The following is a 22,507-nucleotide window of genomic DNA, read 5'->3' as shown; positions in this document are numbered from 1 at the left end:
CTGTAGACGAGAACGTCATTTCCGATTATGGTCAATCACGTGTCGAGCACGCAGCGGGCGTTGGCGCCCGAAATCTCCACCTGGCCGAACTCAGATCCGCAGCTCGTCGGCAGCACCTGCGCCGGCTGCGGTGCCACCACCTTCCCGGTGCAGCAGCGCTGCCCGAAGTGCAGTGGCGGTGAGATGTCCGATGTGCTGCTCCCCCGGCGCGGCACGCTGGTCGCCTGGACGACGCAGGGCTTCCCGCCCGGAGCGCCGTACAAGGGCCCGGCCGGAAAGGATTTCGTACCGTTCGGGGTCGGTCTCGTCCAACTTGACGACACGATCCGCGTCGAGGGCCGCCTCACCGAGAACGACCCGGAGAAGCTGAAATTCGGCCAGCCGGTCGAGCTGACCATGATCCCGTTCACCAAGGACGAGGACGGGACCGAGGTCGTCACCTTCGCCTTCCGGCCCGTCGAGAACTGAGGAAGCGACCATGACGAGTTCAGCCAACGACGTCGCGATCATCGGCGTCGGCCTGCATCCGTTCGGCCGGTTCGACAAGACGGCGATGGAGATGGGCGCGGAGGCCATCCAGTCCGCGCTGACCGACGCCGGTCTGGACTGGAAGGACATCCAGTTCGGTTTCGGCGGCAGCTACGAGGTGTCCAACCCTGACGCGGTGACCCGGCTGGTCGGCCTGACAGGCATCACGTTCACCAATGTGTTCAACGCGTGCGCGACCGCCGCCTCGGCGATCCAGCAGACCGCCGACACGATCCGGCTGGGCAAGTACGACATCGGGATCGCGATCGGACTGGACAAGCACCCCCGTGGCGCGTTCACCGACGATCCGGCCAAACTCGCGCTGCCACAGTGGTATGCGGAGAACGGGCAGTTCGTCACCACCAAGTTCTTCGGCATGAAGGCCAACCACTACATCCACAAGCACAACATCTCCGAGGAGACGTTGGCGCGGGTGGCCAACAAGAACTTCCGCAACGGCGAGAAGAATCCGAATGCGTTCCGGCGCAAGGAGATTTCCGTCGAGGAGATCATGGCGTCACCGGTGCTGAACTACCCGCTGCGGCAGTACATGTTCTGCGCACCCGACGAGGGTGCCGCGGCGGTCATCATGTGCCGCGCCGACATCGCGCACAGGTACACCGACAAGCCGGTCTTCGTACGGGCGAGCGAGATCCGCACCCGCACCTTCGGCGCCTACGAGGTGCACGCGACGTCGGCGCCGCTGGACGAGGACCCGTCACCGACGGTCTACGCCGCCAAGGCGGCATACGAGGCAGCGGGCATCGGCCCCGAGGATGTCGACATCGCCCAGCTGCAGGACACCGACGCAGGCGCCGAGGTCATTCACATGGCCGAGACCGGCCTGTGTGCCGACGGCGAACAGGAGAAGCTGCTGGCCGACGGGGCTACCGAGATCGGCGGGAGCATCCCGGTCAACACCGACGGCGGGTTGATCGCCAACGGTGAGCCGATCGGCGCGTCCGGGCTGCGCCAGGTCCACGAGCTGGTGCGGCAGCTGCGCGGCGAAGCCGGCGAGCGCCAGGTACCCGGCACCCCCCGCGTCGGGTTGGCGCAGGTCTACGGCGCACCGGGCACCGCATCGGCGACGATCCTGTCGCTCTGACGGATCGGCGCTCACCCCTACACGTTCGGTTGCCGATCGGCTACTCTCGAGCGAAGTAGCCGGTCGGCTACTTCCATGTGAGGGGGCAGTGGATGCAGATTCTCGCCGAAGCCGAAGATCTGCCGCAGACGGCCAACATCCGGACGCAATTGATCGCGCTGTGGACGGCGCCGGTCTTCGGCGTGGTGTTGCTGATCGCGTTCGTGGCGTTTCCCGGCTTTCTGCCGCCGATGTCGCCACAGATGTCCGCCGACGAAGTCGCCGGCTTCTACGCCGACAACACCGCGTTGATCCGGTTCAGCATGATCACTTACAACCTCTGCGCGATTATGCTGTTGCCGTTCTTCATGGTGATCGTCGTCCAGATGAAGCGGATGACGACGCAGAGCCACGCGCTCGCGTACTGCTACCTGACCGCGGCGGTCAGCGGCGCCACCTTGTTCGCGCTCGCCGACATCTTCTATCTCGTCGCGGCCTTCCGCCCCGACCGTAACCCCGAACTACTGCTGCTGCTCAACGATCTGGCGTGGATCACGCTGGTCGCACCGGTGGGCATGCTCGTCGCACAGAATCTGTTGCTGGGCCTGGCGGTGTATCTCGACACCGGACCCAACGCTGTATTTCCGCGCTGGGTCGGGCATTTCGCGGTTCTCACCGGGGTCGCGATGGCACCTGCGGCAGCGGCGGCGGTTTTCCGCACGGGCCCACTCGCCTGGGACGGTGAGATCTCGTTCTGGCTGCGCTTCGTCGCGTTCGCGGTGTTCGTCGCGGTGATGTTCTTCGTGCTGCGCAACACACTCCACCGGCAGGCGGTGCAGGAACAGGTGGCTCGATGAGCGCGGTCGTCTCACCGCAGTCCGGTGCGACGCCCGCCACCGCGGGACCGGCGGCGAGCAAGCGCGACATCTGGATCGTGTTCTCGATCGTGCCGGCCTTCTACACCGCGTTCGGTGTGATCTTCTTCGCGCTCGCCAGGACCATGCCCCCACCCCGGCCCGATGTCACGACGGCCCAGAAGGTGGAGTTCTTCGCCGCGCACAACCTGACGATCCAGATCGGGTTCGGCATCCTGATCCTGATCGTGGGTGGCGCGGGAGTCGCCAACGGGATCGTCGTCTACCACATGAAGCGCATGACATCGGGTTCGGTGATGGCCTACGTGTACATGGGCGGGATGGCCGTCGGCGCGCTGCCCGGCTGTCTGCTGGTGGCGTTCTGCTTCCTGACCGCGACGTTCCGACCGGACCGTGATCCCGAGGTGCTGGCACTGCTGTACGACCTGGGTTGCCTGTCCTATGTCGGGTCGCTGGGCTGTTTCACCGCTGCCTATTTCGGGTTCGCGATCGCGATCCTCTACGACCGCAACCAGATTTTTCCGAAGTGGCTGGCCTATGTCACGGTCTGGCAGATCGTCACCGAAGTCCTGGCGATCCCGGTCTTCGTGGCCCCCGCGGGCCCGTTCGCGTGGAACGGCTCGATGTCGTTCTGGACCGGGACGGCGATCTTCGGCTTCTGGCTGTGCTGCGTGATCGCGCTCCTGCGGAAGGCCAACCAGGAGCAACCGGCCGATCAGGCGCCGCTGCCGTGACCGGAACCGTGCAGACGCCGCCGACGCCCGGCGCCAAGGACACTCGCATCCACCTGCCCGGCGACGGCGCGATGTGGGTCATGGTGCTCGGCGACCTGATCATCTTCGGTTCGTACTTCCTGATCTTCATGGTGCATCGCGCCATGGCGCCCGCGGAGTTCCTCGCCGCCCAGCAACACCTGAACCTCGACATCGGGGCGCTCAACACCCTTGTGCTGCTGACCAGTTCATGGTTCGTGGCGCGCAGCGTGCTCGCCGCGCATGCCGGAGACATCGCAGCGGCGCTGCGGCTGACGTACTTCGGCGGCGCGTGCGGCGCGGTGTTCATCGTGATCAAGGCCGTCGAGTGGTGGTCGAAGGTCGCGCAGGGCCACACGATGGGCAGCGGCGAGTTCTTCATGTTCTATTACATGCTCACCGGCGTGCACCTGTTCCACGTGTCGCTGGGGCTGCTGATCCTCGGGATCACGGTGCGGGAGTTGCGCAATCCCCGCAAGCGCCGCATGTCGATGGTGGAGTCCAGCGCCGTGTATTGGCACATGGTGGACCTGCTGTGGGTGGTCATCTTCGGCCTGCTGTACGTGATGAGGTGATCAGGTGAGCACACCCGAAACGCTGCCGGGGAGATCCGAGGCCCGGTCGATCACCATTGCCTGGCTTGCCCTTTCGGCGATCACCGTGCTCGGGTGGTGGTTGGCGCCGGGACACTCCGGCGGTCAGGCCGATCCGAGCGTGCCGATCACCGTCGCGGTGATCATGCTCGGCTTCGTCAAGTGCCGCGTGATCATCCGCTGTTTCATGGAGGTGCGCAGCGCCCCGGTGTGGTTGCGGCGCAGCACCGATGCGTGGCTCGTCACTCTGTGGCTCGCGGTGCTGGCGATCTATCTCTGGTGACCGTCGTTACGGGGTCGCCCCGGACCCGTCGCCGCCGCCCAGTTCGGGCAGCGGGTCGCCCTCCAGGCGCCGGATCCAGCTCTCGCAGAACGCGAAGGTCTCAGCGTGCCCGGTGTCCATCCCGAGCGCCCGTTCCATCACCAGCGCCTGCGACACGCTCGTGGCGAACACCGTCCAGACCACCGGCGGAACCTCGTCCGTAGCCATGCCGTAGCGCTGCAACGCCTCGGCGATGGCGCGGTTCTGTTCCTGGCGGAACCGCTCGGCGTAATAGACGATCTCGGCCCGCAGTGCCTTGCGGTGGTTGGCCAGCCCCATGAACTCCATCGTCAGCCTGGTCGCCTCCGGTGCCGTGCTGAACCGCCACAGCGCCCACAGCGGTTGCGGGGACTGCAGTGCGGTCGACAGCACCGCCAGCCCTTCCTCTGCCCGGCGGTGAAACACGGCGAGGAACAGGTCCTCCATCGTCCGGAAGTAGTAATGGACCAGTTGCGGTTTGAGGCCGGCCCGGTCCGCCACGCGGCGCGAGGTCACCGCGGCGTAGCCCTCCTCGATGAGCAGTTGCTCGGCGGCGTCGAGCAGCACGACGCGATTCTTCGCATCCGGGGCTCCGATCCGCCGCGGCGCTGCCATGCTGACTCCCATTCCCGTTCTGCGCTGTCCCGCGTGACTCGCGGGATACCCGAGAACCTTGACCCTAACTCTTACCGCATGCTAAGCAGGTGCTCAGCATTTGGACACCTTTTGCCCAACACCCCGCACTGCCCAACACCCCGCACGAACGACCCGCCAGCCCCGGGAGGCCACGGACATGACCGACTTCGACACGATCGATTACTTCACCGATCCGTCCCTGGTACCGGACCCGCACCCCTACTTCGACCACCTGCGCAGCAAGTGCCCGGTGACCCGGGAGCCGAACTATGGCGTGCTGGCCGTCACCGGCTACGACGAGGCGGCCGTCGTGCTGAAGGACTCGGATACGTACTCGTCGTGCATCGCGGTCGCCGGGCCGTTCCCGCCGCTGCCGTTCACCCCCGAAGGGGACGACATCACCGACCAGATCACCGAGCATCGGTCCCAGATGCCGATGTTCGAACACATGGTCACGATGGATCCGCCCGACCACACCTACGCCCGTTCGCTGCTCAACCGACTGCTGACGCCGAGTCGGCTCAAGGAGAACGAGGACTTCATGTGGCGCCTCGCCGACGAGGTGCTCGACGACTTCATCGACGCCGGCCGCTGCGAATTCCTCACCGCCTACGCAAAGCCGTTCTCGCTCTTGGTGATCGCCGACATGCTCGGAGTGCCCGAAGAGGATCACGAGGAGTTCCGCACCGTGCTGGGTGCGCCCCGCCCGGGCGCCAACGTCGGTTCGCTCGACCACAGCGACCTGGTCGGCGCCAACCCGCTGGAGTGGCTGGACGAGAAGTTCATCAAGTACCTGGAGGACCGGCGCAAGGACCCTCGCGACGACGTGCTCACCGCGCTGGCGACGGCGAAGTACCCGGACGGCTCCACCCCGCCGGTCATCGAGGTGGTGCGCTCGGCGACGTTCCTGTTCGCGGCGGGCCAGGAGACCACGACCAAGCTGCTGTCGGCGTCGATGCGGGTGCTCGGCGACCATCCGGAGATCCAGGAGCGGCTGCGTCGCGACCGCACCCGCATCCCGGTGTTCGTCGAGGAGGCGCTGCGGATGGACGCACCGGTCAAGAGCCAGTTCCGGCTGGCCAAGAAGAACACCAAGATCGGCGACATCGACGTCCCCGCCGGCACCACGCTGATGATCTGCCCCGGCGCGGTCAACCGCGATCCCAACCGCTTCGACAATCCGCACGAGTTCGACCTGGACCGCAAGAACGTCCGCGAGCACATCGCGTTCGGCCGCGGCGTGCACTCGTGCCCGGGTGGCCCGCTGGCCCGTGTGGAAGGCCGGGTGTCGATCGAACGCATCCTGGACCGCATGGGCGACATCGCCATCGACGAGGAGCTGCACGGCCCGCCCGGAAACCGGACGTACAACTACGAGCCGACCTTCATCCTGCGCGGCCTCACCGACGTCAACATCACCTTCACCCCGATTCGTTAGGCGGCGCAAGCGATTCGCGCCCGGCGGCCGTAGTGTCGTTCTAAACTCGAAAAATGGTGTTCCGCAAGACGCTTACGCTTCTGGCTGCCCCGGGTGCGGCTCTGCTCTCGATGAGCGCCGCTCTGGGCGCCGGCAGCGCTGCCGCCCAGCCCGCACCACCGCCGCCTCCGCCGTTGCACCACATCAAGTACACGGTCGGCGCCAGCCAGGACATCGCGAACGCGGAGATCTACTATCGCGAGAAGGATCCGCCGAATTGGGCCGAGTACAGCCACAATCCGTACCTGTACACGCCGAACCAGGAGGCCAATCTCGGCCCCGACAAGCCGTGGGTGTTCGAGACCTGGCTGGCCGATCCCGCGCAGTGGTCGATGGTCGTGGTGGGTCTGCCCACGGCTCAGACAGCGGACCTGGCCGCGCCCGGGTTCGTGTGTGAACTGCGGGTCGACGATGTCGTCGTCGCGACCGATTCCGGTCTCCGCGGGGCGCTCTGCTCGCAGCGGCCCTGGTAGCCGTCGGCTACTGCGGCGGTGGGTTCCCGCCGCCGACGGAGGCGTCGCCGCGCTCCCAGTAGGACCGATTGTCCTTGGCGATGCAGGTCAGGAACAGCCCGTCCGGCGCCTGAGCGACTTCGCCGTCGAGCGCGGGACACAGATCTCCGACGTTCTTGATGCCGTGCATCTCCGGAGAGCGGAACCACCGTGGCTCGTACCGCCGCGGCGAGCCACAGAACACCAGCCGGCCCCAATCGGTCACGCCGAACACGTAATACGTGGTGTTCGAGCAGTAGGAGCCCAGTACCACGTTCGGCTGAATTCCGGGCGTGCAGTTGGGATAATTGCACTCCCCGCCCGGGGGTGGCGGCGGCGGTGCCGCAGCGGCCGGTGCTGCCATCAGGACTGCCGGGGCGGCCAGAGCAGCAAGCGCTGCGACAAGTGATCGCATCCGCACATTTTCCCATGCGGCGGAACGAAATTCTCGCTTTTGGAGAGCACAACTGGCAGCGGCGATAGGCTGGCACCATGCGCGTAACACGGTTGATCAGTGGTGTCGCGATGACGGCGATGGCCGCGTTCGGGAGCGTCGGTGTCGCACCGTCGGCGCACGCCGAAGATTGGGGCGTCGACATCTCCGGTACCTGGAGCGTGTACTCCGACGGCGCGTGGGCCCGGACCAACGGGGTGAAGATCAAGGAACAGTCAGTGCTGGAGACCTGGACCGTGAACACCAAGTGTTTGAGCCCGATCGAGTGTTACGGCGAGGTCAAGAGCAGCCTCGGCTGGACGGGGACCGCCAGGTTGGACGCCTATTGGTTCATCGAGCACGTCGTCCCTAACTGGATGCCTTGTCCGAATGGAACTTTCGCAACCGGCTACCAGAAGTTCATCCTGGTCGGCTGGGACCCGGTGACCGCGCGATCGAAGACTCGTGACATCACCACGTTCAATGGCCGAAACATCACCAAGAGCGACAGCGGCGCATGCGGCGTGAACCAGTCGAAGGTGATCGAACTGCCGGTGCGGATGGACAAGATCGCCTAGCGGTCCCCTCTGCGCCGAAACCGCATTCCCGCAGCGGTTGCGGGAATCCCGCGCTGCCGGAATGCCATTTCGGCGAGTAGGCCTGCCGTCACCGATGCTGCCTACATGGGCAGCAGGTCCTTCCACGTCTTCGGCTCTGAACCCGCTGTGACAGTACTGATCTGGTGCAGTCCGCCGTCGGCGGTCAGGTACTGACCGGTCTGCGGGTCATAGGTTGCCGACGCGATGCTCTGCCCTGCCGACGCGCTGCCGCCGAATGCACTCGGGGCGACGGGCGTCGCGCCCTGGGGCGCCGGGACGGCCTGGTTGGGCAGCAGCGGGCCCTGACCGGGCGGCAGCGGGGCCGGCGGCGGGGCCGGCGGAGCGAACAGCGGCTGCGGCGGCGCCGGCGCCACACCGGGCACCGGCGGGCCGGGCGGACCGACCGGGAACGCCGGCGTTCCGGGCTCGGACACCGGCGGCGTCCCGCCGCGCACCGCTCCCGGCGGCAGCGGAGTGCCCTGCAGCGGCGCGTGGATACGGTCCTCACCCTCGACCCTGTCATCGATCGGAATACCCTGTGCGACCAGGCTCGGGTCGAACGGATACGGACCGGTGAGATGGTTGCGCATCGCCAGCGGCACGAACCCTCGGGGGTCATTGCAGAGTTCGACTGTGGGAGCGCGCTTCCCGGGATGCTCGATGCACGGATAGTTGCGTGCGCCGCGGACGTTGAGCGGACTGTCCTGAGGCAGTTTGCAATACAGGCCGTCAGGGGTGTCGATCACGGTTTCGTCCTCCGGGTTTCGCCACTGCGATGGCGGAAGGAATCCGACCGAACACGGGTTGGGATCGCCGATCGTCAACGCGAAGTCGCCCGCCGGCAGACCGGTCGGGTTGTTCTGCGGCAGACCGAACGACTGCTGCGCGGCGATGATTCCGGGGAACAACACCAACAGCTGCTCCAGTGCCGGGTTGTAGGTCAGCAGCGTCTGGCCCACTGTGGTGAGGTTGGCCAGCAGGATCGGCAGCGTCGGCTTCACCTCCTGCAGGAGCGAACTCACCTCCTGCGCGAATCCGGGACCGCGTTCGAGCAGCGCACGGATCTGCGGATCGTTCTGCACCACCTGTGCGGAGATGCCGTTGAGACTGCGCGCCCAGGTGCGGATCGCGTCGGTGGTCTCGGCCTGCGAATCCAGCAGTGGTCGACTGTCGTCGATCAGGGTGCGCATCTGGTCGGACACCCCATTGGCGTCGTTCGCCAGCGTGGTCGCGGAATCGAGCAGTGACCCGAAATCCGGCCCCGCACCGTTGAACGCCTTGAAGGTCTCGTCGAGAAGATCCGGGATCCGGTCCTTGGGCAGACTGTCGACCATCGCGCTGAGCTGGTCGAGCATCGGCCCCACCTGCTGCGGCACCACTGTGCGCGACGCCGGGATCCGCGAGCCGTCCTCCAGGAACGGTCCCCCATCGGTCTGCGGCAGCAGATCCACATACTGCTCACCGACGGCCGACACACTGCGCACCTCGGCCCGCAGATCCGCCGGGATGTCCGGCGAGGTGTCCAGCGACAGCGTCGCCTCGGCACCGTGCTCGGTGAGCCGGACCTCGGTCACCTTGCCGACCTGGACGCCGCGGTAGGTCACGTTGCTGAAGCGGTACAGCCCACCGGATTCGGGCAGTTCCAGCGTCACCGCGAGACGTCCGATGCCGAGCAGCGTGGGCACCTGCATGTAGGCGAACAGCATCACCGCGACGCCGACGATCGACGCGATGGTGAAGATGATCAGCTGGTTGCGTACAAATCGGGTCAGCATCAGCCACCACCTCCTGGTGTCGGTGCGACTGACGCCGGCACGGCGTCGTTGGCATAGGGACCGGCGAAGATGTTGCCCGGGGTGATCGGTTGCGACTGCGGCAGCCACGGCGCCGCGGGAGGCGGCGGTGTCACCGGCAGCAGCGGCTCGGTGATCGGCGGGAGCGCCGGAGCATCGGCCGCGGCCTCGGACGGAGGCGGCAGCGCCTCCGCCGGCGGCGGGGCGACACCGAGCTTGAGCGGATCGTACGAGTAGTTCAGGTAGTACGGATCCCCCGGCGCCGGAATCAGTTTCGCGTTCTCGTCACCCCAGCGGGTGCCGAGCAGCAGCGTCTTCTTCAACCGAGGGTAGGTGAGGTCGAAGGTCGCGTACAGGTTGATGTAGTCGCCGCGGGTGATGCGGTCGGCAAAGGTCGGCCCGTACGGGAACGCCGTCGCCCACAGCAGCGCCAGGTTCAGGTCGGGGCCGACGTCGGCGAGTGCACCGAGTACCGGGCCGAGCTTCTCCAGGTCCTTGATCAGGTCGTCACCGGCGTCGTTGACCACACCGGCGGCGGTGTCGCTGAACTCGCCGAGTTTCCGCAACGCGGTGGTGAACTGCGGCCGTTCCCTGATGAGCACGTCGATGGCGGGCGGCAACTCCTTCAGTGCACGGTCGATCACCTGCTGCTGACCGGCGAAAGTCCCGGCGACGCGCCGCATCTGGGTCATGGTCGCGATGATGTTGTCCCGCTGTTCATCGAGCACACCGATGAAATTGTCGAGGCGCTGCAACAGTTCCCGGGCCTCGTCCTCGCGTCCGGCCAGCCCGGTGCTCATGTTGTGGATGATGTCGCCGATCTGCCCGAGCCCTCCGCCGTTGGCGACGGTCGACAGCGACGACAGCGTCTGCTCGGTCGTCGGGTATGTCGACGCCGAGTTCAGCGGCAGCGTCGAACCGGGCTGCAGCCGTCCGCTCGGGGCTTCGCCCAGCGGCGGGTTCAGCGCCAGGTGCATCGAGCCGAGCAGGCTGGTCTGCCCTACGGTGGCCACCGCGTTCGCGGGGATTACGACATCCGGCTTGACCGACACCTCGACGTCGGCGTGCCAGTTCTGCACGGTCATCTTCCCGACGCTGCCGACCACCACGTCGTCGATCATCACCGGTGAATTCGATTCCAGCGTGGCCACATTGGGCACCTGGATGTGATAGGTCACCGCGTCCCCGCCGCGGCCGACCGCACCCGGCAGCGGCAGCGAGTTCACCCCCTGGAACGAGCACCCGGACAACGTGACGGCCGCGGCGCAGCCGAGCGCGGCAAGCGATTTGACACTGCGGATCATGACGGCGGCGTCCCTTCTGCCGGCAGCAGAGGCCCGTTCGGCGCCGGGCCGACGGGTGCAGGCGTAGGCGGCAACAACAGTCCGTCGACGGTGGCCGGCGCCGAATTCGCGGGCGGGATGTTGGACAGGATTCGCGGCGGACCCGGCAGCGGTGCACCCGGGAACAGCGCCGGCGACGGTGTGGCCGGGGCGTCCGGATCGGGCTGGTAGATCCCGGGCGGACCGGGAGGTGCGGCCCAACCGGGGGGCGGTGCGACGTCGCCTGACCCGATGTAGGCGGAGACGGTCGGCGGGGGCTCCGGCGGATCGCCGGGCCCTGCCCCGCCGGGTGCGAGCTTCGGATCGGTATAGATGAGCCGGTCCGGGCTTACCGCGGGACGCAGGTACGGGTTGATCGGGAAGGGCAGCCCGCCGAAGTTCAGCAATCGTAGTGCCGGGCCCAGGTATTGCGCGCACAGCTTCGCCGTCTCGGGAGCGGTCGTGTTCGCGACGCCACCGATCAGACCGCAGACGAACCACACCGGGTTCGAGAAGTTCGACAACGCGAACGCGCCGGTCACCGAGCCGCCGTTCGGGTAGAAGATGTTCTCGAAGTTCGCGATCGCGTTCGGGGTGATGTGCAGGACGTTCTCCAGCGCCAGGCGGTTGTCCGCCAGAATCTGGGTGACCTGGCCGAGGCTGCGGATCTGCTCGGTGGTCTGTTCCCTGCTGCCCGCGACGAAACGCTGGACCTCGCCGATCGCCACCGACAGCTCGGACAGCGCGGAATCCAGGTCCGACCGGCTGTCGTTGATGACGCTGGTCAACGTCGCCAACCGGTTCTGGAACAGCACGATCTGGTCCTTGCTGTCGCGCAGCGCGCTGACGAAGATCTGCAGGTTTTCGATGATGTCGACGATGTTGCCGCTGCCCTCGGCGAAGATGCGGGCGGCACCGGAGAGCTGTCGCAGCGTCTCGCGGAGTTTCTCACCGTTGCCGTCCATCGCGTTCGCGGCGCTGTCGACGAACCGTGAGATCGCCGTGCCCGACACCCCGGCTTGTGGGCCGAGTTCCTCGGACAGCCGCATCAGCTGGGTCTTGACCTCGTCCCATTCGACCGGAACGGCCGTGCGTTCCTCGGGGATCACGTCGCCGTCGGCCATGGTGGGTCCGCCGCCGTCTCGATAGGCCGGGGTGAGCTGCACGTACCGGGCCGCGACGAGGTTCTGCGCGACGATGACGGCCTTCGCATCGGCCGGCACCGGTACACCCCGGTCGACCTTCAACGTCATCTTGGTCTGCGTGCCCTCGGGTTCGATCTTGTCGATCGTCCCCACCGCGACACCCGACACCCGCACCTCGTCGCCCGGGTAGATCGCGGTCGCGGTCGGGAAGTAGGCGGTGATCGTCGTCGGCCCGAAGAACACCTGCCGGACGAGGAACACCGCGCCGGCGACGAGGAGGATGGCCAACAGCACCGCGGTGCCGGCCACCACCCGCTTACGGGTTGCCATCATCAGGGAGGTCTCCAGGCTGCGGAAGGCTGTTGACAGGGAACGGGAGCTGCGCGCGCGGGCCCGCGTTGTCCGGCGGCTGACCGATGTCGACACCGTTGCGGAATCCGAATGCGTAGTCGAGGAACGGCTGCAGCAACTGGGCGGGCTGGATGTTCGGCACCAGCGCGTTGTAGTACGCGCCGTTGGAAACAATCTCACCCTGGGTCAGGTAGTACTTCGCCGCGCCCGGCAGCATCTTGGCCAGGTCGTCGCGGTGGCGCTCCAGCATCCGCGTGACGTTGTTGACCCGCTCCAGCGCCGGTGAGAGTTCGGCCTCGTTGTCGGCGACCACCGCCGAAAGCTGTTGGGACACCGTCGAGATGTTGGCCAGCAGGCTGGTGATCTGGCGCCTGCGCTCGTTGAGCACCGCGACCAGGTCGTTGGCGTTCAGGATCAGCGTGTTGACCTGCTCGCTGCGGTCGGCGAAGATCCCGGTCACGTCGCCGGCGGTGCGCAGCAGCTCCGACAGGCTCTCGTTGCGGCTGTTCAGCGACTGCGACAACCGCGACAGCCCGTCGAACGTCGGCCCGAGCTGCGGCGCGATCTGGTCGAGGGTCTGCGACAGCACGTCGAGTGACTGGTTCAGCTGGTCGGTGTCGGTGTCACGGGTGTTCTCCGTGAGTTCCCCGACCGCGTCGGTCAGCGAGTACGGCGACGACGTCCTGGTCGTCGGGATGACCTGCTGCGGGTCCAGCGTGCCGCTGCCGTCGGAGTCGAGGGCGAGAACCCGTTCACCGAGCAGGGTTCCGGTGCGGATGTGGGCGGTGGTGTCCGACCCCAAGGCGTACTTTCCGTCGATGGTGAACCCGACCAGGGCATCGCCGTTGTCGAGTTCGATCGAAGACACGGTGCCGACCTTGATGCCGGACACGGTGACGTCGTTGCCGACGGTCAGCCCGCCGGCCTCGGTGAACATGGCCTGGTAGCGCACCGACGTCGCCCAGGACAGCAGCCGCTCGGGCTGCAGGCCGACGGCGATGACGAGGATGATCAGGACGACGCCGATGAAGCCGGCCCTGACGAGTTGGGATCCGCGGTATTTCAGCATCTACTCGTCCACACACCTTCCCTCTTCTTGCTTGATCCAGGGGAAGACCACGGTGCGACCCTCGAGATCGCTGGCGCGGAACGAGATCCCGCAGATGTAGTACGGGAACCACGCGCCGTACGAGCCGACGCGGGCGAGCTTTCGGTAGACCTCCGGCAGGCGTGTGAGCGTGGCGTCGGTCCGGTCCAGGTCGTTGTCCACCAGCGGCGCCAGCCGACTGAGCTCGTCGATGGTGTTGTTCAGCGGCGCCCGGCCCCGGCTGAGCAGATCCGCGATCGACGCGGTGCCGTTGTCCAGCGCGGTGATCGCCGTACCGATCGGGTCGCGGTCGGCAGCCAGACCGGTGACGAGTTGGTCCAGTTTGTCGATCGCGCCGGAGAATTCGTCGCCGTCCTTGGCGATGGTGTCCAACACGGTCCGCAATTCGTCGATCAGGGACTCGATGGTCTGGTTGTTGTCGGCCAGCGCGTTGGTGAACGTCGACGACTTGGCGAACAGCGAATCCAGCGTCCCGCCCTGCCCCTGCAGGATCTGCACCAACGAAGACGTCAGCGCATTGACGTCCTTGGGGTTGAGCCCCTGGATGACGGGCCGCAATCCGCCCAGCAGCACGTCGAGATCCAGTGCGGGCGCGGTGCGCTCGTTCGGGATCTGGGCTCCCGCCGGCAGGATCTGGTTGGAGTCGGGGGTGTCGACGAGCTCCAGGTAACGGTCCCCGACCAGGTTCAGGTAGCGAATCGCGGCGTTGGTGCCGGTGGTCAGCCTGGTGTTGCGGTCCGCATCGAATGTGACGAGCACACTGCGATCGGCCTGTAGCTCGACGCCCTTGACGGTGCCGACGCGGATGCCCGCGATGCGCACGGTGTCTCCGGACTTCAGCCGTGAGGCATCTTTGAACACGGCCGAATACTCGTTGGCCGCACCGGTTCTGGTGTCGCTGAACACCAGGAACAGAAAGGCCGTGAGCACGGCCATCACCAGGCCGAAGACGGTGAACTTGATCAGCGTCGTCGTCGAGCGGGTCATCCTGGCTGTCCGATCTGTGCGGAGTTGCGCGGCGGGCCGTCCAGCGGACCGAACAACCAGTTCTTCAGACCTTCGGAGTTCAGCAGGATGCCCTGGTTGCCGTACTGCGCCGGATTCGAGCCGACGTCACCGACGATCAGCGGCGGCACGAACTCGGGGGGCATCTCGGGCAACCCGAGTTCGGTGCAGTAGTCACGCCCGCCGCTGGATGCGGCGACCTTCGGAAGGTCGCGCGGGTAGCGGTAGCGCTCCACACCGAGCGTCAGACCGGCCGAGACGAACACGCCGGAGAACTGCGGCGGCGACGTCGCGAACGGCACCAGCCCACCGATCCCGCACCACAGGGACTTTCGGTAGTCGTGCAGCAACTCGGTGGTCGGCACGAGCACCTCGGCGACGTTGGCCAGACCTGCCCGGTTCTCACCGAGCACCTCGTTGCCGATCTCGCCCAGTCCGATCGAGCTGACCAGGAACCGGTCCAGGTTGTCCTGCTCGTCGACGATGGAATTGCCCAGCGTCGTGAAGTTGTCGATCGTCGAGACGAGATCGGGCGCCGCGTCCCCGTACGCCTCCAGCGTGGGGACGGCGGCCTCGATGTCGTGGGCCAGGTTGGGCAGGCTCGGTTCGAGCTTGCCCAACAGCGCGTTGAAATTCGACAGCGTCTGACCGAACTTCTCGCCGCGGCCGCTGAACGCCTGGGACAACGCACCGAGCGTCTCGTTGAGCTTCTGCGGTTCCACCGCGTCGAGCACCCGCACGAGTTGCTGGAACACCGTGTTGATCTCGACGGTGATGTGCTCGCCGCGCAGCACCTGACCCGCACGCAGCTGACCGGTCGGGTTCTCGGGCGCTTCGAGCTGGACGAACTTCGCGCCGAACACGGTCGACGACGCGATGTCGACATTGACGTTCTCCGGGATCAGGTGCAGCTGCGACGGATCCATGTCCAGCTGCAGGGCCGCGGTGCCGTCCGCCCGGTAGTCGATCGATTTGACCGAACCGACCTGGACGCCGCGCATCTTGACCTTGGCGTCGGGGTTCATCACCAGCCCGGCCCGTTCGGAGATCACGGTCACCGGAACGGTTTCGGTGAATCTGCCGGCGAACAACCCGATCGCCAGCACAAGGATGAGCACCAGAGCCACCACCAGGCCGAGCCCGGCCAGCGGCCGCACCGCGTTCGACACCCCGAAGTGCCGTCCCGAGGATGCCGCCAGAGGTGCTGCGGCGCTTTGCGTTTCTGACCGGTGGAGCGGGCCCGGTCCCAGGTTCTTACTCAACTCGTCTCCCCTAGCCCGACAGGTTGAAGTTGCCGTTGGAACCGTAGATCGACAGTGACACCAGCAGGGTCACCGACACCACCACCACCAGGGAGGTGCGCACCGCGTTACCGACCGCCGCCCCCACGCCCGAGGGCCCGCCCGACGCGAAGTAGCCGAAGTAGGTGTGCACCAGCAGGATCGCGATCGCCATCAGCACGGCCTGCAGGAACGACCACAACAGGTCGATCGGGTTCAAGAACGTGTCGAAGTAGTGGTCGTAGAGCCCACCGGACTGCCCGAACAACACCACGGTGGTGAACTGCGAGGCCAAGAACGACAGGATCACCGCGATCGAGTACAGCGGCGTGATCGCGACCATGCCGGCCACGATGCGTGTCGACACCAGGTATTCGACCGGGCGGATCCCCATCGACTCCAGCGCGTCGATCTCCTCGTTGATCCGCATCGCGCCCAACTGCGCGGTCACCCCGGCGCCGAACGTCGCCGCCAGCCCGATCCCGGCGACCACCGGTGCGGCGATGCGCACGTTGATGAACGCGGCCAAGAACCCGGTCAGCGCTTCGATGCCGATGTTGCCCAGCGAGCTGTAGCCCTGGATCGCCAGCGTGCCGCCGGCGGCCAGGGTCAGAAAGCCGACGATCACCACGGTGCCGCCGATCATCGCCAACGTGCCCGCGCCCATGGAGATCTCGGCGATCAACCGGATGATCTCCTTGCGGAAGTGCACCGCGGCATGGGGCACCCCCGCGATCGCGCGGCCGTAGAACAGCACGTGATCGCCGAGGCGGCCGAGCAGCGAGATCGGCCGGCCCAGATGGTCGACCAGCCGCGGGAACCGCGACCGGATGACTGCTGAAGTACCCATATCGATCCCTTAGCCCGTCGTCATCCGGATACCGATGGCCGTGACGACCACGTTGATCACGAACAGCGCCATGAAGGCGTACACGACCGTCTCGTTGACCGCGTTCCCGACCGCCTTGGCGCCGCCGCCGGTGATGGTCAGGCCGCGATAGCACGCCACCAGTCCGGCGATCAGACCGAACAGCGCGGCCTTGATGCACGAGATGATCACCTCGGGCACCCCGGTCAGCAGCGTGATGCCCGCGGCGAACGCGCCCGGGTTGACGTCCTGGACGAAGACCGAGAAGAAGTAGCCGCCCAGGATGCCGATGATCACCACCAGGCTGTTGAGCAGCAGCGCGACCAATCCCGCGGCGAGCATCCTGGGTGTCACGAGGCGCTGGACCGGGTTGATGCCCAGCACCTCCATCGCGTCGATCTCCTCCCGGATGGTGCGCGATCCAAGATCGGCGCACATGGCCGTGGCGCCCGCGCCGGCGACGATCAGCACCGTCACCAGCGGGCCCACCTGGGTCACCGCGCCGAACGCCGCGCCCGCCCCGGACAGATCCGCCGCACCGAGCTCACGCAGCAGGATGTTCAGCGTGAACGACACCAGCACGGTGAACGGGATCGCCACCAGCAGCGTCGGGGCCATCGACACCTTCGCCACAAACCAGCACTGCTCCAGGAACTCCCGCCACTGGAACGGCCGAACGAACACATAGCGCACCGCGTCCAACGCCATCGAGAAAAACCCGCCGACGGCCTGCATCGCACCGGACAGACCGTTGGGAAGCGAGATCCCGGTCGTCCATCGTTCCGGTCCTTTAACGGCCATCGGGACCCTCCAGCAGCGTCACCGCCGAGACGGCCGTCGGGCCGCCGATATTGTGCGCGAGACCGATTCGTGCGCCGTCGACCTGGTTGACCGCCTCGCCGCGCAGCTGTGCGAACAACTCGACGCACTGGGCGACCCCGGTGGCGCCCGGCGGATGACCCTTGGCTTTGAGCCCGCCGCTGGGGTTCACCGGCAGGGCTCCTCCGACGCTGGTCACCTCGGCCTCCAGAAGTTTGTAGCCACCGAGCCTCTCGGCGAAGCCGAGGTCCTCGTAGCTCATCAGCTCGATACCGGTCAGGAAGTCGTGCACCTCGGCGACGTCGACGTCCGACGGGGTCAGGCCCGCCATCGAAAACGCCTGCTTCGCCGCCCTCGTGGTGGCCGGGAACGTGGTCATGTCCGGCTTGTGCTGGTGCATCACCGAATCCAGTCCCAGCCCGACCCCGCGGATCCAGACCGGCCGGTCGGTGAACCGGTCGACGACCTCTTCCGCGGCGATCACAAGCGCTGCGGCACCGTCACTCTGCGGCGCGCAGTCATACATCCGGAACGGGGTCACCACCGTTGGTGCGTTCAGGGCCTGCTCCATCGTGATCTCGAAGCGCAGCCGCGCTTTGGGGTTGTTCACTCCGTGGCGGTGGTTCTTGACCGCCACCATGGCTAAGTGTTCTTCAGTTGCCGGAGATTCGTGGAGATATCGACGAACATGTAAGGCGAATCCGGCGGGAGCCACCAAACCAAGGGGGTAATCCCAGGCCATATCGCGTGCCATGGCCTCCCACTCCCAGAGCATGTCCGCGGATGTGGTGTCGCGCAGCTTATCCGCACCGACGACCAGAGCGACGTCGAACGCGCCGGACGCGACCCCGAACAACGCGTTGCGGATCGCGTCATGCCCGGTCGCACAGGAGTTCTCGACCCGGGTGACCGGCAGGTCGGGCAGACCGAGGGTGTCGGCGAGGATTCCGGACGGGAATCCGTCGGCGGTGCCCATCGCACCGAACCACGCGGCCTGCAGGTCACTTTTGGCCAGGCCCTTGTCGACCGTGGCCGCGCATTCCGAGAAAGCCATCGGCAGCAGGTCTTTGATGCCCAGCGCGAAATGCTCGGCGAACGGCGTCATTCCCGCCCCGACGATCGCGACGCGTCTCACGCCGCACCCCGATCCGGCTCGAACGCATAGCCGTAGTCGGGTACCCCGGAGCGCACTGCCACCCGGCGCAACGCCAGCCGGCCGCGGTCACCGATGTCGACGGCCCCCGGCGTGGCGCCGGTGACCTTCACCAGCGCACGCACCCCGACACCGTCGAGCTCGACGATGACCAGCGAATACGGCGTGCGCAGCCCGGGCACCGGGATGTTCACCGTGGTCTCGGTGTAGACGGTGCCGGTGCGCGGCAGCGGCACGAGCTCGTAATCGGTGGCCAGCGCCCCGTTGTCGCCCACCCGGTAGCGCGGGGGAAAGTCCAGCTCACCGGACCCTGCGAATCGCCCCGCCTCCCAACGCACTTTCGCCTCGAACGCCCGCTCGTAGGCGGCCAGCGAGATCGGGATCTCCGCGCCCGACACCTGGCCGCCTTCGAGTTGGGACTGTGGCAACGGCTCCCGCCGGTGGATTCGGGCGGTGCCGCCGCCGACGCTGATACCGGACAGAATGGCCTGCTCGACGGCCACCAGTGGGCCTGCTTGACCCTGCTCGGCGAGGCCGGCCAGCGCGAACAGGCTCGCACTGGCGCCGGTGGTCGGCAGCACCGGCGGTCCGGGCAGGCACAGTTCGACCGCTCGCGCGTGGTCGACGCCGGCGATCGCCACCGGGGTGTCCAGCCACGCCGCGGCCAGCGAGGCGATCAACCCGCGCTCGTGCAGCAGCCGCGGGTCGCCGTAGTCGTGCACATCGCCGGTGGCGTTGCGGGTGCGCACCGGAAGACTGCGCGCGACACGGGCGGCGGTCCGCACCTGCAGACCCCGCTCGGCGGTCAGGATCGCGGCCGCCCCGGCGGGCGCCAGGTCGGCACCGATGATCAGCGTGCGCGGACGCGCCGAGCTGAGGGCGTCGACGGTGGCCGGCGCGCCCCCCAGACGTTCGTCGACCTCCAGCTCCGGGTCGAGTCCGAGCCCGGCAAGGAGCACTGCGGCATTGCTGCTTTCCAGCAGCGGCAGGTCGCGACTGACCAGCACCACCCGCTCGACCGCGCCGCCTTCGGTCAGCGCTGCCCTGCCCGCCTCGATCGCCATCGTGACGGCGTCCTCGTCGTCGCCGGCGACCCGGTGAACGGCCGAACCCCAGCACGGGAGGTACGTGCCGACGGACGCGACGTAGGGCATTGACAGTTCTCCAGATCTCGACCGTGGACGGTCAGGTGACCGCGCCGGCGGTCTTGAGCTCGATGATGCGGTCCCAGTCCAGGCCGAGTTCGACGAGGATGTCGTCGGTCTGCTCGGCGAATCCGGGCGCCGGGCCCGACACGGGCGCGGCGACGTCGAACTGCACCGGGTTGGACACCAGCTCGAGTTCGCCTGCCTGGACCAGGTATTCGTTGGCGCGCACCTGGGCGTCCTCGGCGGCCTGCAGCGTGTCCTGCACCGGGGCCCACGGCCCGGCCAGCGTCGCGAACCGCTCACTCCACTCGCTGAGCGTGCGCTTGCCCATCGCCTCGGACAGGATCTCGACTCCGGTGGCGGTGTTCTCGGCGATGGATTCGGCGGTCGCGAACCGCGGGTCGTCGGCGAGCTCGTCGAGGTCCATGTGCTTGCAGACGTCGGCCCAGAACTTGGTCGGCTGCATCATCACGAACGAGATGTAGCGGTCGTCGGCCGTCGCGTACAGCCCGACGAGCGGATTGATCGGCGATCCGTGCACACCCGGCGGGAACGCCTCCATGCGCTCGCCGAGATGCTTGGTCAGCGCCACGGTGTGGCCCATCGCCCACAGTCCGCTGCCGAGCAGAGACACGTCGACGACCGACGGTTCCCCGGTGCGTTCCCGTTTGAGCAGCGCCGCGGCGATGCCGCCGGCGAGGTTGGTGCCGGAGATGGTGTCGCCGTAGGCCGGTCCCGGCGGGCCGACCATGCCCGGGGTGCCCGGCGGCGTGATCGTGGCGGCGGTGCCGGCCCGGCACCAGAACGCGGTCATGTCGTAGCCCCCTTTGACCGCCTCCGTGCCGCGCGGTCCGAGCGCGCTACCACGGGCATAGATGATCTTCGGGTTGACGGCTCGGATGTCGTCGACGTCGATCCCGAACTTCTGCCGGTGCCCGGGCAGGAAGCTGGTCAGGAACACGTCGGAGCGACGCGCCAGTTCCAGCAGCACCTCTTTGCCCTCCGGGACCGTCATGTCCAGGCCGATGCTGCGCTTGAGGCGGTTGGCGTGCTCGATGTTCGGATTCGGGTCGCCCTCCACCCGCAACAGGCCGGTCTGGCGCAGGCCGCGCTGCGGGTCGCCGGTGACGGCGTGCTCGACCTTGACGACGTCGGCGCCCCATTCGGCGAGCACCGCGCCCGCCGACGGGACGAAGCCGTACATCGCGACCTCAAGCACCCGGATACCGTCCAATGGCTTCATGCTTGTCCCACCACCGTTGCGAACGTCTTCGATTCCAAGAACTCCTCCAGGCCGGCCCTGCCCATTTCCCTGCCGATGCCAGACTGTTTGAAGCCGCCGAACGGGCTGTCGGGGCTGAAGTAGTTGCCGCCGTTGATCGAGAACGTGCCGGTGCGGATGCGCCGGGCCACCGCCAGCGCACGCTCCTGGCTGCCGAACACCGCACCGGACAGCCCGTAGATGGAGTTGTTCGCGATGCGCACCGCGTCGTCGTCGTCCTCGTAGGCGATGACGGCCAGCACCGGGCCGAACACCTCCTCCTGGGCGATTTCGCTGTCGGGGTCGACGTCGGCCAACAGGGTCGGCGTATAGAAGTAGCCCGGGTCGACCTTCTCGCCGCCGGTGACCAATGTGGCGCCGGCAGCCACCGCGCGCTGCACCATGCCGTCGACCTTGTCGCGCTGCTTCTCGCTGATCAGCGGACCCATGTAAGTCGACGGATCCGCCGGGTTTCCAAGCCGGACCAGCCCGAAGTTGTTCTTGATCAGCTCGACGATCTCGTCCTTGTGCTTGCGCGGCACCAGTAGCCGCGAGGTCAGCGCACAGCCCTGCCCGGCGTGGGTGACCATGCTGAACGCGGAAAACAGTGCCGCGGTGTTGAAGTCGGCGTCGTCGAGGACGATGGCCGCCGACTTGCCGCCGAGTTCGAGGAAGACCTTCTTCAGCGTTGCGCTGGCGGCGGCCATGATCGCGCGCCCGGTCGGGGTCGATCCGGTGAAGGTGACCATGTCGACGTCGGGGCTGGTGGTCAGCGCCGCGCCGACGGCCGGATCGGCGCCGGAGAGCACGTTGACCACGCCGGGCGGGATGTCGGTGTGATTGGCGATCAGCTCGCCGAGCGCCAGCGTGATGAGCGGGGTGTCAGGAGCCGACTTGAGTACCACGGTGCAGCCCGCAGCCAGTGCCGGCGCCAGCTTGGCCAAGGCCAACTGATTCGGGTAGTTGTAGGCGATGATCGCAGCGACGACGCCCGCGGCCTCCTTCTCGACCCAGCGGTGGTGCTGCATGCCGCGGCTCTCGATATTGCCGAGGTCCTCGGTCAGCGGATAGGTCTTCAACAGCTCGGCGTAGTACCGCACGATCGCGATCGGCTGGTCCAACTGCGCGCCCTGGCACAGCGCCGGGGTGGCGCCGACTTCGGCGATGGTCAGTTCGGCGAGCTCGTCACGGTGCTCGATCAGAGCGGCATGGAACTGCTCCAGGCAACGGATCCGCAACGCGGTGTCGGTGGCCCAGTGCCCCGCGTCGAACGCCGCACGTGCCGCCGCGACCGCGGCCTCCGCGTCGGCGACGCGGGCATCGGGTGCGTACCCGAGCACCTCACCGGTGGCCGGATTCAGCGAAGGAAACGTCCGCTCGCTCTCGACGAGTCGCCCTCCGATGAGGAGGCGGCGTCGGGCAGCGTGGTCGTCTGCCTGAGCGCCGCCGCTGTCACCCGAGATCGTGGCTGTTTCCTGCATCGTC

At 67.2% G+C, this 22,507-nt stretch carries 23 protein-coding genes; 9 read left to right on the top strand and 14 right to left on the bottom strand.

What is annotated here, in order from left to right; genetic code table 11:
• Positions 1-27 precede the first annotated feature (27 nt).
• The 6 genes from NTM_RS15890 (at position 28) to NTM_RS15865 (ending at position 4,115) form a co-directional block, all read left to right on the top strand.
• Positions 28-468, top strand: a complete 441-nt coding sequence (locus NTM_RS15890) for a Zn-ribbon domain-containing OB-fold protein (protein ID WP_104863486.1) — start codon at positions 28-30, stop codon at positions 466-468.
• A gap of 10 nt (positions 469-478) precedes the next feature.
• Entirely contained in the window at positions 479-1,633 is a 1,155-nt protein-coding gene (locus tag NTM_RS15885) for a thiolase family protein (protein WP_104863487.1), read from the top strand.
• 92 nt (positions 1,634-1,725) lie between these two features.
• On the top strand, positions 1,726-2,469 hold the full coding sequence (locus NTM_RS15880; RefSeq protein WP_104863488.1) for a hypothetical protein: 744 nt from the start codon (positions 1,726-1,728) through the stop codon (positions 2,467-2,469).
• Positions 2,466-3,221: a hypothetical protein gene (locus tag NTM_RS15875; RefSeq protein ID WP_232079723.1), complete on the top strand. Its 756-nt coding sequence runs from the start codon at positions 2,466-2,468 to the stop codon at positions 3,219-3,221. The genes NTM_RS15880 and NTM_RS15875 overlap by 4 nt, the downstream gene beginning before the upstream one ends.
• 71 nt (positions 3,222-3,292) lie before the next feature.
• Positions 3,293-3,814 (top strand): cytochrome c oxidase subunit 3, encoded by a 522-nt coding sequence (locus NTM_RS15870; protein ID WP_104863585.1) that lies wholly within the window; start codon positions 3,293-3,295, stop codon positions 3,812-3,814.
• 4 nt (positions 3,815-3,818) lie between these two features.
• Positions 3,819-4,115 (top strand): cytochrome C oxidase subunit IV family protein, encoded by a 297-nt coding sequence (locus NTM_RS15865; protein ID WP_232079722.1) that lies wholly within the window; start codon positions 3,819-3,821, stop codon positions 4,113-4,115.
• Between the two features lie 6 nt (positions 4,116-4,121).
• On the opposite strand, the gene NTM_RS15860 is transcribed toward NTM_RS15865, so the two are convergent.
• A complete protein-coding gene (locus tag NTM_RS15860) occupies positions 4,122-4,748 on the bottom strand; it encodes a TetR/AcrR family transcriptional regulator (RefSeq protein ID WP_104863489.1) in 627 nt (208 codons plus the stop codon).
• Between the two features lie 178 nt (positions 4,749-4,926).
• On the opposite strand from NTM_RS15860, the gene NTM_RS15855 reads away from it, so the two are divergent.
• Together NTM_RS15855 and NTM_RS15850 are read left to right on the top strand one after the other, a co-directional pair.
• Complete coding sequence (locus NTM_RS15855; RefSeq protein WP_104863490.1) at positions 4,927-6,207, top strand: cytochrome P450; 1,281 nt, start codon at positions 4,927-4,929, stop codon at positions 6,205-6,207.
• Between the two features lie 53 nt (positions 6,208-6,260).
• Complete coding sequence (locus tag NTM_RS15850; protein ID WP_104863491.1) at positions 6,261-6,719, top strand: Rv2576c family protein; 459 nt, start codon at positions 6,261-6,263, stop codon at positions 6,717-6,719.
• 7 nt (positions 6,720-6,726) lie between these two features.
• On the opposite strand, the gene NTM_RS15845 is transcribed toward NTM_RS15850, so the two are convergent.
• Positions 6,727-7,152, bottom strand: coding sequence for a hypothetical protein (locus NTM_RS15845; RefSeq protein WP_104863492.1), 426 nt, complete (start codon positions 7,150-7,152; stop codon positions 6,727-6,729).
• Positions 7,153-7,229: 77 nt separating this feature from the next.
• Here NTM_RS15845 and NTM_RS15840 point away from each other — a divergent pair, with 77 nt between their 5' ends.
• On the top strand, positions 7,230-7,748 hold the full coding sequence (locus NTM_RS15840) for an Rv2253/PknI dimerization domain-containing protein (RefSeq protein WP_179963945.1): 519 nt from the start codon (positions 7,230-7,232) through the stop codon (positions 7,746-7,748).
• A gap of 101 nt (positions 7,749-7,849) precedes the next feature.
• Here NTM_RS15840 and NTM_RS15835 read toward each other — a convergent pair whose 3' ends face one another.
• The 12 genes from NTM_RS15835 to NTM_RS15780 form a co-directional block, all read right to left on the bottom strand.
• Positions 7,850-9,544, bottom strand: a complete 1,695-nt coding sequence (locus NTM_RS15835; protein ID WP_163766807.1) for an MCE family protein — start codon at positions 9,542-9,544, stop codon at positions 7,850-7,852.
• Positions 9,544-10,866: an MCE family protein gene (locus NTM_RS15830; RefSeq protein ID WP_163766806.1), complete on the bottom strand. Its 1,323-nt coding sequence runs from the start codon at positions 10,864-10,866 to the stop codon at positions 9,544-9,546. Before NTM_RS15830 ends, NTM_RS15835 begins: the two co-directional genes overlap by 1 nt.
• Entirely contained in the window at positions 10,863-12,362 is a 1,500-nt protein-coding gene (locus tag NTM_RS15825; RefSeq protein WP_163766805.1) for an MCE family protein, read from the bottom strand. The genes NTM_RS15830 and NTM_RS15825 overlap by 4 nt, the downstream gene beginning before the upstream one ends.
• The gene (locus tag NTM_RS15820) at positions 12,346-13,449 is read right to left on the bottom strand and encodes an MCE family protein (protein WP_163766804.1); all 1,104 of its coding nucleotides are present in this window, start codon (positions 13,447-13,449) and stop codon (positions 12,346-12,348) included. The genes NTM_RS15825 and NTM_RS15820 overlap by 17 nt, the downstream gene beginning before the upstream one ends.
• Positions 13,450-14,475, bottom strand: coding sequence for an MCE family protein (locus NTM_RS15815; protein WP_163766803.1), 1,026 nt, complete (start codon positions 14,473-14,475; stop codon positions 13,450-13,452).
• Complete coding sequence (locus tag NTM_RS15810) at positions 14,472-15,662, bottom strand: MCE family protein (protein WP_232079721.1); 1,191 nt, start codon at positions 15,660-15,662, stop codon at positions 14,472-14,474. Before NTM_RS15810 ends, NTM_RS15815 begins: the two co-directional genes overlap by 4 nt.
• Positions 15,663-15,765: 103 nt before the next feature.
• Complete coding sequence (locus NTM_RS15805) at positions 15,766-16,623, bottom strand: MlaE family ABC transporter permease (RefSeq protein ID WP_104863500.1); 858 nt, start codon at positions 16,621-16,623, stop codon at positions 15,766-15,768.
• 9 nt (positions 16,624-16,632) lie between these two features.
• Positions 16,633-17,442: an MlaE family ABC transporter permease gene (locus NTM_RS15800; protein ID WP_083143944.1), complete on the bottom strand. Its 810-nt coding sequence runs from the start codon at positions 17,440-17,442 to the stop codon at positions 16,633-16,635.
• Positions 17,432-18,595 carry a thiolase C-terminal domain-containing protein gene (locus NTM_RS15795; protein ID WP_104863501.1) on the bottom strand — a complete coding sequence of 388 codons (1,164 nt, stop codon included), beginning with the start codon at positions 18,593-18,595 and terminating at the stop codon, positions 17,432-17,434. Before NTM_RS15795 ends, NTM_RS15800 begins: the two co-directional genes overlap by 11 nt.
• A complete protein-coding gene (locus tag NTM_RS15790; protein ID WP_104863502.1) occupies positions 18,592-19,767 on the bottom strand; it encodes a Zn-ribbon domain-containing OB-fold protein in 1,176 nt (391 codons plus the stop codon). The genes NTM_RS15795 and NTM_RS15790 overlap by 4 nt, the downstream gene beginning before the upstream one ends.
• 31 nt (positions 19,768-19,798) lie before the next feature.
• Complete coding sequence (locus NTM_RS15785) at positions 19,799-21,004, bottom strand: CaiB/BaiF CoA transferase family protein (protein WP_163766802.1); 1,206 nt, start codon at positions 21,002-21,004, stop codon at positions 19,799-19,801.
• Positions 21,001-22,503: an aldehyde dehydrogenase family protein gene (locus tag NTM_RS15780; protein WP_163766801.1), complete on the bottom strand. Its 1,503-nt coding sequence runs from the start codon at positions 22,501-22,503 to the stop codon at positions 21,001-21,003. Before NTM_RS15780 ends, NTM_RS15785 begins: the two co-directional genes overlap by 4 nt.
• Positions 22,504-22,507: the final 4 nt, after the last annotated feature.

It is taken from the genome of Mycolicibacterium parafortuitum (genome assembly GCF_010725485.1).
Classification (GTDB): domain Bacteria; phylum Actinomycetota; class Actinomycetes; order Mycobacteriales; family Mycobacteriaceae; genus Mycobacterium.
The sequence above is the reverse complement of the archived record's forward strand: the minus strand, read 5'-3'. Positions and strand labels throughout refer to the sequence as shown.

What these genes read in the sequence shown, in the direction of transcription:
- NTM_RS15890 (WP_104863486.1), top strand. Translation starts at nt 28, where the DNA reads ATGGTCAATCACGTGTCGAGCACGCAGCGGGCGTTGGCGCCCGAAATC.
- NTM_RS15885 (WP_104863487.1), top strand. Translation starts at nt 479, where the DNA reads ATGACGAGTTCAGCCAACGACGTCGCGATCATCGGCGTCGGCCTGCAT.
- NTM_RS15880 (WP_104863488.1), top strand. Translation starts at nt 1,726, where the DNA reads ATGCAGATTCTCGCCGAAGCCGAAGATCTGCCGCAGACGGCCAACATC.
- NTM_RS15875 (WP_232079723.1), top strand. Translation starts at nt 2,466, where the DNA reads ATGAGCGCGGTCGTCTCACCGCAGTCCGGTGCGACGCCCGCCACCGCG.
- NTM_RS15870 (WP_104863585.1), top strand. Translation starts at nt 3,293, where the DNA reads ATGTGGGTCATGGTGCTCGGCGACCTGATCATCTTCGGTTCGTACTTC.
- NTM_RS15860 (WP_104863489.1), bottom strand. Translation starts at nt 4,748, where the DNA reads ATGGCAGCGCCGCGGCGGATCGGAGCCCCGGATGCGAAGAATCGCGTC.
- NTM_RS15855 (WP_104863490.1), top strand. Translation starts at nt 4,927, where the DNA reads ATGACCGACTTCGACACGATCGATTACTTCACCGATCCGTCCCTGGTA.
- NTM_RS15850 (WP_104863491.1), top strand. Translation starts at nt 6,261, where the DNA reads ATGGTGTTCCGCAAGACGCTTACGCTTCTGGCTGCCCCGGGTGCGGCT.
- NTM_RS15845 (WP_104863492.1), bottom strand. Translation starts at nt 7,152, where the DNA reads ATGCGATCACTTGTCGCAGCGCTTGCTGCTCTGGCCGCCCCGGCAGTC.
- NTM_RS15840 (WP_179963945.1), top strand. Translation starts at nt 7,230, where the DNA reads ATGCGCGTAACACGGTTGATCAGTGGTGTCGCGATGACGGCGATGGCC.
- NTM_RS15835 (WP_163766807.1), bottom strand. Translation starts at nt 9,544, where the DNA reads ATGCTGACCCGATTTGTACGCAACCAGCTGATCATCTTCACCATCGCG.
- NTM_RS15830 (WP_163766806.1), bottom strand. Translation starts at nt 10,866, where the DNA reads ATGATCCGCAGTGTCAAATCGCTTGCCGCGCTCGGCTGCGCCGCGGCC.
- NTM_RS15825 (WP_163766805.1), bottom strand. Translation starts at nt 12,362, where the DNA reads ATGATGGCAACCCGTAAGCGGGTGGTGGCCGGCACCGCGGTGCTGTTG.
- NTM_RS15820 (WP_163766804.1), bottom strand. Translation starts at nt 13,449, where the DNA reads ATGCTGAAATACCGCGGATCCCAACTCGTCAGGGCCGGCTTCATCGGC.
- NTM_RS15815 (WP_163766803.1), bottom strand. Translation starts at nt 14,475, where the DNA reads ATGACCCGCTCGACGACGACGCTGATCAAGTTCACCGTCTTCGGCCTG.
- NTM_RS15805 (WP_104863500.1), bottom strand. Translation starts at nt 16,623, where the DNA reads ATGGGTACTTCAGCAGTCATCCGGTCGCGGTTCCCGCGGCTGGTCGAC.
- NTM_RS15800 (WP_083143944.1), bottom strand. Translation starts at nt 17,442, where the DNA reads ATGGCCGTTAAAGGACCGGAACGATGGACGACCGGGATCTCGCTTCCC.
- NTM_RS15790 (WP_104863502.1), bottom strand. Translation starts at nt 19,767, where the DNA reads ATGCCCTACGTCGCGTCCGTCGGCACGTACCTCCCGTGCTGGGGTTCG.
- NTM_RS15785 (WP_163766802.1), bottom strand. Translation starts at nt 21,004, where the DNA reads ATGAAGCCATTGGACGGTATCCGGGTGCTTGAGGTCGCGATGTACGGC.
- NTM_RS15780 (WP_163766801.1), bottom strand. Translation starts at nt 22,503, where the DNA reads ATGCAGGAAACAGCCACGATCTCGGGTGACAGCGGCGGCGCTCAGGCA.